Origin of the sequence: Rhodococcus sp. HNM0563, assembly GCF_012726195.1 — a bacterium.
Classification (GTDB): Bacteria; Actinomycetota; Actinomycetes; order Mycobacteriales; family Mycobacteriaceae; genus Rhodococcus.
This window is the reverse complement of sequence record NZ_JAASAF010000006.1, coordinates 111,814-127,564: the sequence shown is the minus strand read 5'-3', so window position 1 is coordinate 127,564 and position 15,751 is coordinate 111,814. Positions and strand designations below refer to the sequence as shown.

General features: G+C 64.9%; 13 protein-coding genes. 7 read left to right on the top strand and 6 right to left on the bottom strand.

The window, feature by feature from the left end; translation table 11 throughout:
• Window positions 1-16: 16 nt before the first annotated feature.
• From HCA61_RS15250 to HCA61_RS15225, 6 genes are read left to right on the top strand one after another with little or no spacing between them, the layout of a single operon-like run.
• Window positions 17-895 carry a VOC family protein gene (locus tag HCA61_RS15250; protein ID WP_169689034.1) on the top strand — a complete coding sequence of 293 codons (879 nt, stop codon included), beginning with the start codon at window positions 17-19 and terminating at the stop codon, window positions 893-895.
• Between the two features lie 5 nt (window positions 896-900).
• Entirely contained in the window at window positions 901-2,232 is a 1,332-nt protein-coding gene (locus tag HCA61_RS15245; RefSeq protein WP_169689333.1) for an amidase, read from the top strand.
• On the top strand, window positions 2,222-3,556 hold the full coding sequence (locus HCA61_RS15240; RefSeq protein WP_169689033.1) for an acetylornithine deacetylase: 1,335 nt from the start codon (window positions 2,222-2,224) through the stop codon (window positions 3,554-3,556). Before HCA61_RS15245 ends, HCA61_RS15240 begins: the two co-directional genes overlap by 11 nt.
• Window positions 3,553-4,308, top strand: coding sequence for an aspartate/glutamate racemase family protein (locus HCA61_RS15235; protein WP_169689032.1), 756 nt, complete (start codon window positions 3,553-3,555; stop codon window positions 4,306-4,308). Before HCA61_RS15240 ends, HCA61_RS15235 begins: the two co-directional genes overlap by 4 nt.
• A 9-nt stretch (window positions 4,309-4,317) precedes the next feature.
• The gene (locus tag HCA61_RS15230) at window positions 4,318-5,178 is read left to right on the top strand and encodes an alpha/beta fold hydrolase (RefSeq protein ID WP_169689031.1); all 861 of its coding nucleotides are present in this window, start codon (window positions 4,318-4,320) and stop codon (window positions 5,176-5,178) included.
• A complete protein-coding gene (locus tag HCA61_RS15225; protein ID WP_247273796.1) occupies window positions 5,175-6,728 on the top strand; it encodes an NAD(P)/FAD-dependent oxidoreductase in 1,554 nt (517 codons plus the stop codon). Before HCA61_RS15230 ends, HCA61_RS15225 begins: the two co-directional genes overlap by 4 nt.
• A gap of 18 nt (window positions 6,729-6,746) precedes the next feature.
• Here the strand turns inward: HCA61_RS15225 and HCA61_RS15220 are convergent, their stop codons facing one another.
• Together HCA61_RS15220 and HCA61_RS15215 are read right to left on the bottom strand one after the other, a co-directional pair.
• The gene (locus HCA61_RS15220; RefSeq protein ID WP_169689030.1) at window positions 6,747-7,772 is read right to left on the bottom strand and encodes a pirin family protein; all 1,026 of its coding nucleotides are present in this window, start codon (window positions 7,770-7,772) and stop codon (window positions 6,747-6,749) included.
• 14 nt (window positions 7,773-7,786) lie between these two features.
• On the bottom strand, window positions 7,787-8,671 hold the full coding sequence (locus tag HCA61_RS15215; RefSeq protein ID WP_169689029.1) for a fused MFS/spermidine synthase: 885 nt from the start codon (window positions 8,669-8,671) through the stop codon (window positions 7,787-7,789).
• Window positions 8,672-8,733: 62 nt separating this feature from the next.
• Between HCA61_RS15215 and HCA61_RS15210 the strand changes: the two genes are divergently transcribed.
• Window positions 8,734-10,071, top strand: coding sequence for a glycogen debranching protein (locus tag HCA61_RS15210; protein ID WP_169689028.1), 1,338 nt, complete (start codon window positions 8,734-8,736; stop codon window positions 10,069-10,071).
• 85 nt (window positions 10,072-10,156) lie between these two features.
• Here the strand turns inward: HCA61_RS15210 and HCA61_RS15205 are convergent, their stop codons facing one another.
• The 4 genes from HCA61_RS15205 to HCA61_RS15190 form a co-directional block, all read right to left on the bottom strand.
• Complete coding sequence (locus tag HCA61_RS15205; RefSeq protein WP_169689027.1) at window positions 10,157-12,238, bottom strand: PhoX family phosphatase; 2,082 nt, start codon at window positions 12,236-12,238, stop codon at window positions 10,157-10,159.
• Between the two features lie 102 nt (window positions 12,239-12,340).
• The gene (locus HCA61_RS15200) at window positions 12,341-13,537 is read right to left on the bottom strand and encodes an alpha/beta hydrolase (RefSeq protein WP_169689026.1); all 1,197 of its coding nucleotides are present in this window, start codon (window positions 13,535-13,537) and stop codon (window positions 12,341-12,343) included.
• A 106-nt stretch (window positions 13,538-13,643) separates the two neighbouring features.
• A complete protein-coding gene (locus HCA61_RS15195) occupies window positions 13,644-14,438 on the bottom strand; it encodes an LLM class F420-dependent oxidoreductase (RefSeq protein WP_169689025.1) in 795 nt (264 codons plus the stop codon).
• Window positions 14,435-15,691: a glycosyltransferase 87 family protein gene (locus HCA61_RS15190; protein WP_169689024.1), complete on the bottom strand. Its 1,257-nt coding sequence runs from the start codon at window positions 15,689-15,691 to the stop codon at window positions 14,435-14,437. Before HCA61_RS15190 ends, HCA61_RS15195 begins: the two co-directional genes overlap by 4 nt.
• Between the last annotated feature and the right edge of the window lie 60 nt (window positions 15,692-15,751).

Genomic DNA, 15,751 nt, shown 5'->3' with positions numbered 1-15,751 from the left:
GAACAAAGGCAAGCGAATGAGCGTTTCCCGTCTGGGCGCCTTGAGTGTCGAGGTCGCCGACCTCGATGCCTGGCGTCACGTGCTGGTGGATCTGCTGGGGCTGCACGCCCGCCCCCGCGAAACCGACCAGGATCCGTTGCTGATCCGAATCGACGACCACCACCACCGCATCGCGCTGTATCCCGCGGAGCGGGACCGTATCCGGTCGATCACCTGGGAGGTCGACAACCCCGACATGCTGCGGACTCTCGCAGACCGGGTCGCGGCCGAGGGTATCGAGATCGAGTGGGTTCCGGCCGGGCCCGCGGAAGAACGGCTTGCCGTCGAGGCCTTCCGTTTCGTCGATTCCGAGGGTTTCCCCAACGAGATCTGCTTCGGACCCACCATCGATCACACTCCGCTCGCCCACGGCGATGTGATCAGTGGATTCGTCACCGGCGGCCTCGGGCTCGGGCATGTGGTACTGATGTGCCGGGACTACCCGGCCGCCGTCGACTTCTACACCCGAGTCCTCGGCTTCGCGCTCACCGACTACATCGTGTGGGATGGTGCCGACGCGACGTTCCTGCGCTGCAATCCGCGACATCACAGCCTCGCCTTGATGAACGAATGCTTCTCCTTCACAGGCGGCGATTTCAATCACCTGATGATCGAGACGGCGTCGCTGGACGATGTGGGCCGCGCATACGACATCGTCACTGCAGCAGGTATCGATCTCCAGATGACTTTCGGTCGTCACACGAACGACGGCGTGACGTCCTTTTACATGCGCACTCCGTCGGGATTCGCGATCGAGATCGGCTACGGCGGGGAGATCATCGATCAGGACGAGTGGGAGGTCAAGACCTTCCGATCGCCCTCGCGGTGGGGGCATGAACCCCAGAAGGCCGGGTGACCTCGATGCGCGGCGCTGCGACGTCCACGTCCCCCATGGCAGATATCCTCGCCGACGAGAGCCGCAGTGTCGACGCGGTCGAACATTGTCTGGCGAGGATCGACGAGCGCGACGATACGATCAAGGCTTGGGCGTACCTCGACCCCGAGCTCGCGCTGGCCCAGGCGGCGGCCCGTGACTCGGAGCGACGCCGTTCGCCTCTGCATGGAATTCCCTTCGGTCTCAAGGACATAATCGAAACCGGAGACCAGCCCACCGCCTACGGATCCGACCTGTGGGAAGGCCACCGGCCGGCCGCGGACGCCGAGGTGGTTCGGCGGCTGCGGCGGGACGGTGCGGTAATCATGGGTAAGACCACCACCACCGAGTTCGCCACCTACCGGCCTGCCGAGACCCGCAATCCGCACAACACCGATCACACGCCCGGCGGTTCCTCGAGTGGATCCGCCGCCGCGGTGGCCGACGGACAGGTTCCCTTGGCGCTGGGAACCCAGACCGCGGGATCAGTGCTGCGGCCGGGTTCCTTCTGCGGTGTGTTCACTCTCAAGCCGACATACGGGCGCTGGCCGTTCGACGGTGTACTCCCCGTCGCACTGACCTTCGACACGGTCGGAGCCTTCGCGCGGCATCCGGCCTGGCTCGGCGCGATCGACGAATCGCTCTCCACCGCAGGAGACTTCCCACCTGTGACAACCGTGCTTCCCGCACTGAACACGTTGCGTGTCGGGGTGCTGAGGCCTCCGTGGGCCGACCGTGCGACCCCGGCGGCTGCTGCCCTGTTGGAAGAGTTCGTCGCCGGCCTTGCAGGGTTCGTATCCGACACGATCGATGTGCACGTCCCGGCCGACCTCGCCGATCTCGACGATGCACACACCCTGCTCATGGCGGCCGAGGCATCCGCCGCGCTCGCTGGACGCCTCCGCGGACGGCCTGAGGGAAGCCCCAGCGCCCAACTGACGAGCTTCCTGGAGTCCGGACGGGAAGCGCCTGCAAGCTCGATCCAGCACGCCAGGACAGTACTCAGGCGATCGCGCAGCGTCACTGATCGCGCGTTCGACGATGTGGACCTGTTGGTGACGCTCGCTGCGTCCGGCGAAGCACCCGAGATCGGCTCCGGGACAGGGGATCCTGTGTTCAACAAGTTCGCAAGCGTAAGCGGATGCCCCGCCGTGGGCCTTCCGGCCGGACGAGGAGAACACGGTATGCCGCTCGGAATCCAACTGGTGGCACCGCCACACGCCGACCAGTCACTCGTACGCATAGCGACCTGTCTGACGGATCGTGCCGGTCTGACGGCGAAGCTCGGCGTCCAGGAAGGAGACAAAGATGACCGATAGCTCGCCGACCGAAGTGCTCCTGCTCGACGGTCATCGCCGTGAGCTGTACGAGGCCGTATGCGCCCGGCTCGACGCGGATCGATTCCGGGACCTGCTAGTCGACCTGATCGGCATTCACAGCCCTACCGGCCAGGAACGCGCCGCGTCCGAGTTCATGGCGACCCACCTGCGTGATCGGGTCGGTATCGATGCCCGATACCAGCCGATCTCCGAGAACACCGGCAACGCGATCGGAGAGTTGCGCGGATCTGGTGGTGGAAGCAGGCTGTTGCTCTACGCCCCCATCGACACGCACATCGACCCGGAATCGGATGTTCCCTGGGTCGGAAAAGACCTGCGGCCCGACATGCTTCCCGAGGCGAGTGTGCACGGAGATCTCGTCGTCGGCCTGGGTGCCTCGAACCCGAAATGCATGGTGGCCGGGCTCACCGAGGTCATGCACGCTGTCGTCGACGCCGAGATACCGCTGATCGGCGATCTCGCAATCGGATTCGCAGGTGGCGGAATGCCTGTGACGATGAGCAAACGCGACAACGTCGGAATGAGCAGCGGTGTCTTCCACCTGCTCACCCACGGGATGGCACCGGACCATGCCGTCGTACTCAAGCCGTGGTGGGCGGTATATCCGGAAGAGCCGGGTATGTGCTGGTTCAAGGTGTCGGTACGTGGCACCTTCGGATACGCTGGAATTTCAAGGGGCACAGAAGGATTCCGATCTTCGATCGTGCCGGCGGCGACGGTGATCCAAGCGATCGAGGAGTGGCTCCCCGAGTACACCGCGCGCAACACCTCCGGTTCGACCATCCCTGAGGGTTGGATCTCGGCCGTTCGGTCGGGAAGCCCGGACAAACCCGCCTTCCCGTCCGCGACCACGGAGATCTGTCTCGACGTCCGGGTCAACCCCCGCGTGACCCCGGGCGATGTTCGACACCAGTTCGCGCAGATGATCGACGGCATGTGCAAACGCCATCCCGATCTCGATCTGGATTGGGAAATGTACGGCTCGCTACCCGGTGGCATGACCGATCCGAACAATTGGATCATCCAGTCGTGCCGGCGTGGATGGGAGGAAGTCGAGGGCCGTCCGTACTCCACGACACCGCTCCTCGGTGGGCAGACCGACGGCACCCTCATCCGACGTCTCGGAATTCCCTGCGCGCGTATCGGATACCCATGGCCACCGGCCACAACCCCCGACGAGCTGAAAGACGGATTGGGAGGGATGGGCGTCGCCTCGGTGAGCGACGTGATGATGGCGACCAAGGCGATAGCCTATGCCGTCGTCGACACCCTCACCCGCACCAGAGAGGACCTCGAGCTGTGAACCGTGTACTCAACATCGTCCCCGTCCCCGTACCTCCGGAAGCATTGGATGCCTTTGCTGCTCAACTCGGTGGCGATTTCGTCCACCCGACCTTCGAGAACGTGTTCGTCTCGGCCAAGGCCGGCGGCGCGACGCTCGACAGCGCCTACGAGACCACCCTGGCCGACGCCTTTGTGCTCGATGCGGGGTGTCGGGCGGAGGAGGAAGGTTATGTGGGCGTCTGTGTCAATTCGATGAGCGACTCCGCACTCGCTGCGCTCCGTTCACGATTGACGATTCCGGTGGTCGCGCCGAGTCAGGCAACCATGTTGCTCGCATGCCTGCTGGGGAAACGCTTCTCGGTCGTCACTATGTGGCCCCAGTGGCACGAGTTGTATCACAAGGCGGCTCGGGAGAACGGGATCAGCGGACGCCTCGCATCGGTGCGGGACATCGGAGTCCGCCCCGATACGGCCGAACTCCTCGCAGGGAAGGAGGAGTTCGTGTTCGCCGAACTCGAGCGTCAGGCGCGTGCGGCCGTGGATGAGGACGGGGCCGATGTCATCGTGCTCGGATCCACCACCATGCACCAGAGTCACGCGCATCTGTCGTCGGTGCTCGATGTACCCGTTCTCAACCCCGGAGTGGTCGCCTACAAGATGTGCGAAACGCTCGTGCAGACCGGATTGTCGCACAGCAAACGCGCATACCCTTCGCCCGAGCACCCCCAGGACGACCTCCTGTTGTCGGTCGCCTCGGTCTTCCAGAGCTAGGAATCCAACATGACACACGCAACCAATCCTGAAATCGGGAAAACCCTCCGCACAGCAGGGTTCGAAACCAACTACCACGATGTGGGCAGCGGACCGGGATCCCCCGTGCTGCTGCTGCATGGTTCGGGCGCCGGTGTGTCCGCGTGGGCGAACTGGCGTGGGTTGATTCCTGTTCTGGCGGAGAACTTCCGGGTGATCGCGCCGGACCTGGTGGGATTCGGATACACCACGCTACCCGACCCTGTCCGATTCGAGATCTTCGATACCTGGATCGACCAGATCCTCGCTGTGCTCGACGAATTGGGCATAGAGAAGGTGCATGTCGTCGGGAACTCGTTCGGCGGTGGGCTCGCGCTTCACCTCGCAACCCGATTCCCTGAGCGGCTCGACCGCATTGTGCTCATGGGCTCGGGCGGCGTCAAGATCGATTTTACCCCCGAACTCGACGCACTGTGGGGATACACGCCTTCGGTGGAGAACATGAAGACCATCATGGACATCATGGCGTACGACAGGTCGCTCGTCACCGATGAACTGGCCGAACTGCGCTACCGCGCCACCATCAGGCCGGGTGCTCAGGAAGCCTTCGAGCAGGTGTTCCCGGAGCCGCGGCAGCGTTGGCTCGATGCGCAGATCGTGGCGGACGAGGATCTTGCGAAGATCGAACACGAGGTGCTGATCCTGCACGGCCGAGAAGATCGTGTCGTGCCGCTCGAGGCCTCACAGCACCTGTTCGACGTCATCCCGAACTGCCAGCTGCATGTGTTCGGCAAGTGCGGGCACTGGACACAGATCGAGCATGCGGCCCGATTCCAGCAGTTGGTCGACAGTTTCCTCGGTGAAGCCCGGGTACCGGAGACAGTCCAGTGAACGAGTCAGGGGCGTCGATTCGGGAGAGCCGCGGCCCGGGCTCGAAGAAGGTCGCGATCATCGGCGCCGGTATCTCTGGACTGTGCACCGCAAAGGTGCTGAAGCAGTTCGGCTTCGACGTCGTCGTGTACGACCGGACTCCCGATGTGGGCGGAGTGTGGAGCGAGACCCGTCGTTATCCGGGTGTGATGACCCAGAACAACAAGGGCACCTACGCATTCTCGGATTTTCCGATGCCGCGGTCCTATCCGGAATGGCCGTCGGGTGCCCAGGTGCAGAGCTATCTGGCCGGCTACGCCGAGCACTTCGGAGTGGACCGGCACCTGAAGCTCGGTACCGAAGTGACCTCCGCGTGCCAGGATGAGAACACCGGACGTTGGTCGGTCTCGACCCGTGACATCGACACCGGAGAGGTCGAGGACCGCTGGTACGACGACCTTGTGATCGCCAACGGCATCTTCTGCGACCCGTTCGTGCCGGCATATCCGGGCGTCGACGAATTCGAGAACGCAGGCGGTCGACTGTGTCCGGCATCGGACTTCCATGATCTTGCCGACGCGGCAGGCAAGCACGTACTGGTGGTCGGTTACGGAAAGTCCGCGTGCGATGTCGCAGAGGCTCTGAGCGAGGTCACCGCGACGATGACGGTCGTTGCCCGCGAGGTGACCTGGAAGATGCCGCGCAAACTCGGAAATATACTCAATTACAAGTACATTCTCCTGACACGGCTCAGCGAGGGCTTGTTCGAGCACATCGAACAACGCGGATTCGCACGGTTCCTCACCGGCCCCGGCAAGTTCCTGCGCAACGGAATGTTGGGAACTATCCAGCAGATCGTGCGGCGGCAGCTGCCGCTCGATCGGGTCGGCTTGCTGCCCGAGGGGCCCTTCGAGCGTCTCGTGCGCCACGCGGTGAGTCTGGTGACCGAGGGATTCTACGACAAGGTGGAGTCCGGCATGATCGAGGTGCGTCGCGGCACCGTCATTACCGCCCTGCATGAGAAGGACAGTCGCGCAGTCGCAGAACTGTCCGACGGCAGCATAGTGTCGGCCGACGTCATTGTGTGCGCAACAGGATACGAGCAGCGGGTACCGTTCCTGGACGACGAGGTCCAGCGGAGCCTCCTCGATGAGGACGGCAATTTCCAGCTCTACCGTCAGATCCTGCCCCTGGATGTGTCCCATCTGTATTTCGTCGGCTACGGGTCGTCGCTGTTCAGTCCGCTCGCCGCAGAGGCCGCCGCGCTCTGGACCGCGAACCACATGCTCGGTGGTGCCGTGCTGCCGCCGCTCGAGCAACGCCGCGAGTTTGTTCGGGCGCGCCTGGACTGGATGGTCGAACGTACCGAGGGTAAACCCGCCCGCGGCACCAACATCATCCCGTTCTCGCTGAGGCACGTCGATGAGATCCTCGACGAGATCGACGCCAACGTGAGTCCCCTGATCAGATTCTCGCAGTGGATTCTGCCGGCGCGACCCTCGTCGTACCGCCGATCGACGAAGGCATTGCTGGCGAGACACGGCGTGGACGGCGTGTCGTCGGCACGCTGAGATGCACCCGCGAAACGGTCAGGGGCGTTCGACCCGTCGGTCGGGATACCGCGCGAAACGTCCGGCGTCCGCCGGATGAACGGGATCGTTGCTCTCCCAGGGCCAGCCACCGAATCCGGTGCGGCGGTAGTCGTCGAACGCCTGCTGGATGCCGGCCTCGTCGTTGAGTACGAACGGACCGTACTGTGCGACGGGCTCGCCGATCGGGCGTCCCTGCAGCATCAGGATTTGGGTGGTGTCGTCGCCACAGCGGAGCGTGATGGGTACGGAGGCGTCGACGACGACACCGTGCCCTGAATTCACTTGCCGGTCTCCGATCGTCACCGGAGAACCGTTGTAGACGTAGAGAACACGCTGAGTTTCTGATCCGGCAGCAGGGGGCAGAGCCCACTGTGCGCCGGTAGACAGGTCGATGTTCCAGATCGCCACGTCGGTGTCGGGGCGTGACGCCCACGAGTGCGGCGGGGGCGCCGGAGCGGTCGCGTCGTCCAGCTTTCCTGCAAGGACTCGGACGGCGACGGTCCGATCGGTGTCGTCGGTGAATGTCACCGTCGGTGTGTCCTCGTTCCACAGCATCGCGAAGTGCGGGTCGGCGGTCTTCGACTCGGCGGGCAGATTGAGCCAGATCTGGAACAGCTCGAGCGGATTCTCGTCCTCTTGATTCAACAGCGGAAACATCTCGCTGTGCACGACGCCGTGTCCTGCGGTGAGCCATTGGGTGTCGCCGCCGCCGAATCGGGCGGATGCACCGACGGAGTCGGAGTGGTCGATGAAACCCGAGCGCACGAACGTGACTGTTTCGAACCCGCGGTGCGGATGGCCGGGGAAACCGGGGACGGTGGTGCCGTGATACATGTTCCACCCCGAAGGGTTGCCGAAATCCTGCCCGAGCGGCCGCCCGTCGAGCGATGCATCCGGTCCGAGATCCGCATTGCCCGCGGGATACGCATCGACGTGGTGGGCGACGAACAGGAACGGGTCGATCGTCTGCCAAGGCGAACCCAGTTCGAAAACCTGCAGTACGGGCGAATGTGTCGAAGTCATGCAGGCTTCAACAACTAGGAGGGCCGGGGTGTTCCCGGCCCGGGCCGCCGGGGTGCCTCGCTGTCGTCGAGGACCTTCGAGCCGGCCGCGAACATGCGTGTTTGCTCCGTGTGTTTGATCTGTGCGGGCACGGCACCACCGAGCAGGTCGCGAATCAGGGCGTCGGACTCTCCGAGCGGCCGGTCGCTGCCCGCGATGATGAGATTGCCGTAGCGCCGGCCTTTGAACATTGCCGGATCCGCGATCATCACGGTGTGCTCGAACACCGAGCCGATGGTCGCGGCCTCGCGTCGGGCGGTGGTCAGGTCGCGGGTATCGCCGCAGTTCACGACGTAGAGACCACCGGGCGCCAGGACGCGTCTCGCCTGTCGCGTGAACTCGACGGTCGTCAGCGCCACCGGTGTCCGGTCGATCGCGAATACATCGCGGACGATGACATCCCGCGTTGCGTCGGTGAGTGAGGTGAGAACTGACCGGGCCTCGCCCACCCGGATCCGAAGCAGCGGTGCGCGAGGTAGATCGAACCACTCGCGCACCAGCTCGGCGAGACGCCCGTCGATCTCGACGACGACCTGCCGGGCCTCGGGATACGTCGCGGCGAGGTACCGCGCCATGGTGCACGCACCGCCGCCGAGGTGCAGGACACGCAACCGCGTGTCGCGTGAGAAGTGACTGTGCACCAGCATCGTGATCCAGCGCATGTACTCGAACTCGAGAAGCGTCGGATCGTCCGGGTCGATGTGGGAACTCGGCACGCCGTTGACCTCGAGAATCCATCCCGAATCGCGGTACGGGTCCTTGATCAGCTCACACGTACCCGTATCGGTGTCGTACAACCCTGCGACCGGTACATGGCTCGACACAGTCGGCTTGGCCCGGCCAGCCCTGCGTCTGCCCATGTGACGAGCCTAGTACGAGACGCCCGAGGTGCGTATTCGACCGAAAGCCGGAGAATGGGACGATGCCGGACCGCGGATTCACCCCCACCCAGCTCGCCGCACGCGCTGCATATCTACTTCGCGGCAACGACCTGGGCACCATGACCAGCGCTGCGCCCAAGCTGTACCCGCACATGTGGAGCTGGGACGCGGCGTTCGTGTCGATCGGACTGGCTCCGCTGAGTGTGGAGCGCGCCGTGGTCGAGCTCGACACTCTGCTGTCTGCGCAATGGTCGAACGGGATGATCCCGCACATCGTGTTCGCGGGCGGTGTCGACGGATACTTTCCCGGGCCGTCGCGGTGGGAATGCAACCGGCTCGCGGCCCACGCACCGAAAGGGGTACAGACCTCCGGGATCACTCAGCCGCCGGTACACGCGATCGCTGTCCAGCGCATCCTCGACCACGCTCGCCGGCACGGTCGCAGCACCCGCGCGGTCGCCGATGCGTTCCTCGATCGACGCTGGCCCGATCTGATGCGCTGGCATCGCTGGCTCGCGGAGGCCCGGGACATCGCCGGCAACGGGCGTATTGCGATCTTCCACGGATGGGAGTCCGGTATGGACAATTCGCCCCGGTGGGACGCCGCCTACGCGAACGTCGTCGTCGATGCCGTCCCCGAATTCCGTCGCGAGGACCTCGCTCATGTCGCCGATCCGGGAGAGCGCCCCAGTGATGTGGAGTACGCCCGCTACCTGTACCTACTCGAGGAGATGAAGGCTGCGCGGTACGAGGACGACGTGCTTGCCGAGACAATGGGTTTCGCAGTGGAGGACGTCTTCGTCAGTGCTGTGTTCGCGTTGTCGTGCGAGGTACTCGCCGAGATCGGCGAGGAAGAGTCGCGCCCCCACGCCGACGTACGGGAACTGCGCGAGTGGGCCGACCGGTTCCGCCGCGGCATCGTCGACTCGGCCGATGCGCGGACGGGCGCAGCGAAGGACTTCGACCTCAGAACCGGGAAGTGGGTGGCCACAGACACCCTCGCGATGTTCGCGCCGCTGCTCAGCGGAGGGCTGGATCGGCCCGTCGAGCGGTCGTTGCTGCGCACCTTCGAAGGCCCGAAGTTCTGCGGCCACCCCGACCTGCGTTACGCGGTGCCACCGTCCACGTCGCCGGTGTCGCTGGACTTCCGGTCGCGGGAGTACTGGCGGGGCCCGGTGTGGCCCGTCATGACGTGGTTGTTCTCGTGGGTGTTCGCGCGCCGCGGCTGGATCGAGCGCGCGAACACCCTGCGAGCAGAAGGGCTGCGGCAGGCCGCCGGCGGCTCGTTCGCCGAGTACTACGAGCCGTTCACCGGCGAGCCTCTGGGAAGCATGCAGCAATCCTGGACTGCCGCAGCGGTTCTGGATTGGTTGGGTTAGCGGCTTCGCCGCGAGATGGCCGAATGTCACCTTCGGCAAGTTGGAATGTACGAAGGTGACATTCGGTCATAGGGGTGATAGGTGGTCAGATGCCGATCCGGCCGCCCCCACTCTTCCATGCCGCGACCACCGACGGGCGCGGCTGCGAGTCACCGCCGTCGGGCCAGTGCGACCCCGGGCTGTCCCACGATGCGTCGTCGGTCTCGCCCGGATGCTGGACGCACACGACGACGCGGCCGTCCTGAATGATCGGCCCGCATGTCTCGGCGCCGACCGGCACAGTGAGGAACTGCTTCGTCTCACCGCGGCGCGGCCCATCGAGGACCACGGCGAACAGGCCGTCGTTGGAACCGAGCGCGTTTCCGTCGGTGGAGATCCACAGGTTGCCGTGTGGATCGAACGCGAGGTTGTCGGGACACGAAATCGGACTGACCTGGGACTTGTCGAATCCGCCGAAGTAGGTGTCGGCGGCGGCCGGGTCACCGCACACCAACAGGAGGTTCCACGTGAACGACGTACCGGCGTGGTCGTCGTCGATCTCGAGGACCTGTCCGTTCTTGTTGTTGTTGCGCGGGTTGGCTTCGTCGGCGGCAGCGCCACCGTCGACACCGCGCTTGGTGTTGTTGGTCAGCGCGACGTAGACCTTGCCGGTGACGGGGTTGGCCTCGAAGTCCTCGGGCCGGTCCATCTTGGTGGCACCGACCCTGTCGCCCGCCAAGCGGGTGAACACCGCGACTTCTTCGGCACTCATCCCGTCGACGAGGGATTCGCTCGTACCGTCCTCGTTGGCGCGCAGCAGGGGAATCCACGTTCCGGTACCTGTGAATGCTCCGCTCTCGGGTAGATCTCCCGAGCCGTCGACGGCATCCGGGTTGTCGCCCTCGAGCACCGCGACGTACAGCGTGCCCGCGTCGAGCAGTGTCATGTTGTGAGCCGTCGCGGCGCGGGAGTTTCCATCCTGCATCTTGCGGGACGAGACGAACTTGTACATGTAGTCGAAGCGCTCGTCGTCGCCGCTGTACGCGACGACCGTTCCGTCACCGGTGACGTGGATGTTGGCTGCTTCGTGCTTGAAGCGGCCGAGCGCTGTGTGCTTGACGGGCGTCGACGTGGCGTCGAAGGGATCGATTTCGACAACCCAGCCGAACCGGTTGACCTCGTTGGGTTCTGCTGCAACATCGAAGCGGCGGTCGAAGCGCTCCCATTTGCGGTCGGATGCACCACCTTCGAGGCCGTACCGGGCGAGGCGTTCGGCGCCGGCAGCGTCGGTGACCGTCTCGGCGTTCGCGAAGTACTGGTTGAAGTTCTCTTCGCCGGAAAGCACGGTCCCCCACGGGGTGACGCCGCCCGCACAGTTGTTGAATGTTCCGGCCACCCGCGTACCGGTGGGGTCGGCGGTGGTCTTCAGCAGGTCGCTGCCCGCTGCCGGGCCTGTGACCAGGAACTCGGTGGTGCCGGTGATGCGCCGGTTGTACTCTCCGAACTCCGGTGTGAGACGCCCGGATCCGGACTCGCCCTTGACCTGGACGACCGACATCCCGTGGTTCGCGATGCCGATGCGGACCTGCTCCTCGGTCGGGTTCTCCTCGTCGTACCCGGCGAACATGAACGGTTCGGTGCTGTATTCGTGGTTGACGACGAGCAGGTACGTGTTCGGGACACCGTCGACGGGCAGCAGGCCCGCAAAATCGTTGTTGAATCCGAACTGTTTCTCCTGCGCTACTGCAGTCTGGTTGTCGATATCGAAGTCGGGGGCGTCCGGGAGGACCTTGTCGCCCCAGCGGATCACGACTTCCTGCTCGTAGCCCTCGGGCACGGTGACCGCATCGTCGGTGTTGGGAGCGACGGCGACGAAGTCGGTGCCGGCGGGGCTGGGGCCGAGATCGGCGGCACCCTGGGCGCCGCCCTCGGCGGGCGCGGCAGCGGAATCGTCGGAGCATGCGACGAGCGCGCCTCCGGCGCCCACGGCGAGTACGGCCATCGCGCCGCCACGCAGCACTCCACGCCGAGACACCGCGTGACGCACGAGGTCTCCGAAATAGGCGCCGCCGGAGGTGTTGGGCACGTTGTGCGAGCACGCGTCGCCGCACTTGTACTTGCAGGTGATGTTCGAACGTGACGACTTGCCGTCGTGCATGACGATCAGAGGTAAATCTTTGCGGGCCACGGGGCTGTCTCCCTCATCTTCTAGGTACAACCGAGGGACCGTAGAAGCCGGAAGCGTGTCGAAGGCAACGAGAAGGTGAACGCAGGGTGAGTGTTTCGAAGATCACGGACCGGCCGACGGGCCGGATGGCGGCACGCTCCCGGTGTCGTCCTCGTCGTCCCCGTCGTTCTCGCCGGGTCGCAGGTCGATGAACGGTTCGATTCGCTTGATGATCGCGTCGTTGTAGGCCTCGGGCGCCTGGATCGGATTGGCGTGCCCGGTGTGATCGAGCTTCGCGACGAGCAGTGTGCCGTCGACCCCGCCGGAGTGGTCGACGAGGGCCTGCTGTGTGTACTCGACGTCCACGACATGATCGTTCGACGCATTCCGTGGCCGCACGAACACGATTGCAGGACGCACCTTGTCGTCCTGTTCGGCGGCGAGTGCACGCAGGCTGTCGGAAGCGCCGGAGGCGACGATCGCCTGGAACTGGGATTCGATCAGACCGTTGCTCGCGGCGTCGGTCGACAGAATCTTGTCGTTCAGCACCTCCTCGACGACGTCGATGAGTTCGGAACCGTCGATGCGCCTGTACCAACGATCCGACGGAAGCACGAACCGGTGCTGGCGTGCCGCGATCTCGACGGTCATCCGCATGATTCGGCTCTCGCGGGCTCCGGGGATCCAACCGATCCAGCGCAGCAGGTCCTCCCCCGCATCGCGACTGTCGGCACGTACGGCGTGCAGATCTATCGGTGTGCAGTCGAGGATCACTCCGAGGACGTCGAGAGGTGTGTCCTGATACAGGTGCTGCGCGACCTCGAGCGCGATGATGCCACCCATGCTGTGGCCGGTGAGGATCACCGAGTCGATTCCGAGGGTCTCGGCGCGTGCTGCCACGAGACGGCTCACGACGGCGGTGTCGAGACCGCCGTTGTCGTACTCGACAGCCCACACTTCGCCGAGGCCACTCAGGGCGGGGAGGTGGGAGGCAGTGTCCGTGGCGTCGAGATTGCCGAGGCCGACGAGGTCCACCACGGCGGTGTCGCGGTCATCCCGATCGCGGGCCTCGTAGACCTGATGGATGCGCGGCTGCGTGTCGGCGAGTTGTTCGCGCATCGGCGCAACGTCGAAATGCCAGTACTGCGTGTAGAGGGCCACAAACGGCACGATCGCGATCGCAGTGCGGGCGACGAAGCGGCGAAGCCTGCCGAATCGAACCCAACTGTGGCCGGTGCGGCTGTCACGCAGGCGCCGCCTCCGGCGGGCGTCGTCCCAGTCGCCGGCGGTGCACGGTGGAAGCGTCGGTACATCGGGCATGCACGTTCGATCGTAGAGACGTATCGGCGATGCTGCGAAGCGGCGCGGCGCCGGCGCGCCTCAGCGTCTCGGCTCGGCGAGCTGTCGCAAGTGCCACGCCGTCCGATTACGCCAGACCTGTCACGGGGGGCGGTGAATTCTCGTCGCGCCACTCGATTGCTTCGACCAGCTGGGCCAGGTCGTAGTCGGGGCCCCCGACACCCACGGTGAACAACGTGATGCCCGCCTCTGCGTATGCCGCGGCGTGCTCGAGGCCTGGCCATGGCGCCGACCGTTCGATCTCCGAAGGCGATCGGCCGACATCCGCGCATCGGGCTTCGAGGATCTTCGATTTCTCCGTGTGGGTGTCGAATTCGCCGAAGCTGTGCCAGATATCGGCGTACTTGGCGACCAGCGGCAGCGTCTTCTTCGGTCCGCCACCACCGATGAGCAGCGGAATGTGCCGGGTGGGCTGTGGGTTGAGCTTGCCGAGCCGGGAGGTGATGCGCGGCAGGTATTCGGCGAGTAGGTCGAGGCGCGACCCTTTGGTGCCGAACTCGTAGCCGTATTCGTCGTAGTCCTTCTCGAACCAGCCGGAGCCGATGCCGAGGATCAGTCGACCACCGCTGATGTGGTCGACGGTGCGGGCCATGTCGGCGAGTAGCTCGGGGTTGCGGTATCCGCCTCCTGTGACGAGCGCACCGATCTCGACCCGTTCGGTCTGCTCGGCCCACGCGCCGAGCATGGTCCAGCATTCGAAGTGGGCGCCGTCGGGATCGCCGGTGAGCGGATAGAAGTGATCCCAGTTGAAAACGATGTCTGCGCCTGCGTCCTCAGCTCGGAGCACGGTGTCGCGGATGACTTGGTAATCCGGTTGGTGTTGGGGCTGGAGTTGGAGACCGATGCGAACGGGGCGTGTCATGCGTCCACGGTAGGCGGATCGGCTTCACGATGCAGCGTGATTCCGGTGGGACGGTTCGTCGCAAGCACGACGACGAGCAGCACCGTGTAGACGATCGGGTACGTGGCTTGGAGCATGCTTTGCACCACGGGTGAGCCGGGCGTCATGAATATCCCGATCGCCACGACACCGTCGGGATACGACCGGTACCAGGCGAGCAGCGGCACGGCCGCGGCGAACGGCAGAAGGTATCCCCACCATCGCCGCCAGCGCAGTGCCTGATCCAGGCACAGGACGAGCAGCGGGATCACCCACACCCAATGGTGTCCCCACGAGAACGGCGCCACCATCGGGGCAGTGAGTCCTGCGACGGTCAGGCTCAGGAGACGTTTGCCGTTGCGATGCGCGAGGTATGCCGCCCACAACCCGAGGACTCCGACCGCCCCGGCGCACAGCAGCCACAACCACATGGGGGGATCTTCGGTATGCAGGGTGCGGGCGAGGATCCCGCGAATCGACTGGTTCGCGGGTGAAGAGATCAGCCCGATCCGCTCCGACCGGATGATGGTGCTGGTCCAGAATCGCCAGGAGTCCGAGAAGATCACGACGAAGCCGAGGAGCACGGTCGCGACGAACGTCGCGGTGGCCACGACCGCGGCGCGCCACTGTCGCAGCGCGGCGAGATAGGCGATGAAGAACAGCGGGGTGAGCTTGAGGCCCGCCGCGATCCCGACCCCGATCCCCCGTAGCCGGGAGTGTTCGGGCCTCCCGAGGTCCCACAGCACCAGAACCAGCAGGATGAGATTGACCTGTCCGAGCCAGATCGTCATGCGGACGGGTTCGATCCACGTGAACAGAACCGCGAGAAAGATACTGATCAGCCTGGTGCGCGCAGAATCCCGGTAGCCGAGTTGCCGCCAGCACAACCACACCGCGAGATACACGAGCACGAGATTGGCCAGGTTGAGCGCGAGTTCCGTGCCGTGGATCGACAGGACCGACAGCGGCAGGAATGTCAGGGCCGCGAACGGCGGATACGTGAACGGGAGCGCGTCGTGCAGGACGAAGTCGTACAGCGGCTCGGACGTCCGGACGGTTGTGCCGCCGTACCGGTAGACCTCGGCGTCGACGGTGTTGCCGAACAGCCCGTAGAAGGTGTCGAAGCCGAGAAGCCGATCGTGCGCGACGAACGCGACGGCCGCGGCGAGGCCCAGCACGGCCAGCCACCACCGGGGGTGGTTGCGAGCCCGACGAGACGCGCCGTTGTGCTGCATACCTATCGAAGTTATGCGTGATTATGGCGCTCGACCCGGAGGACATGGGTCGGCGTGTCG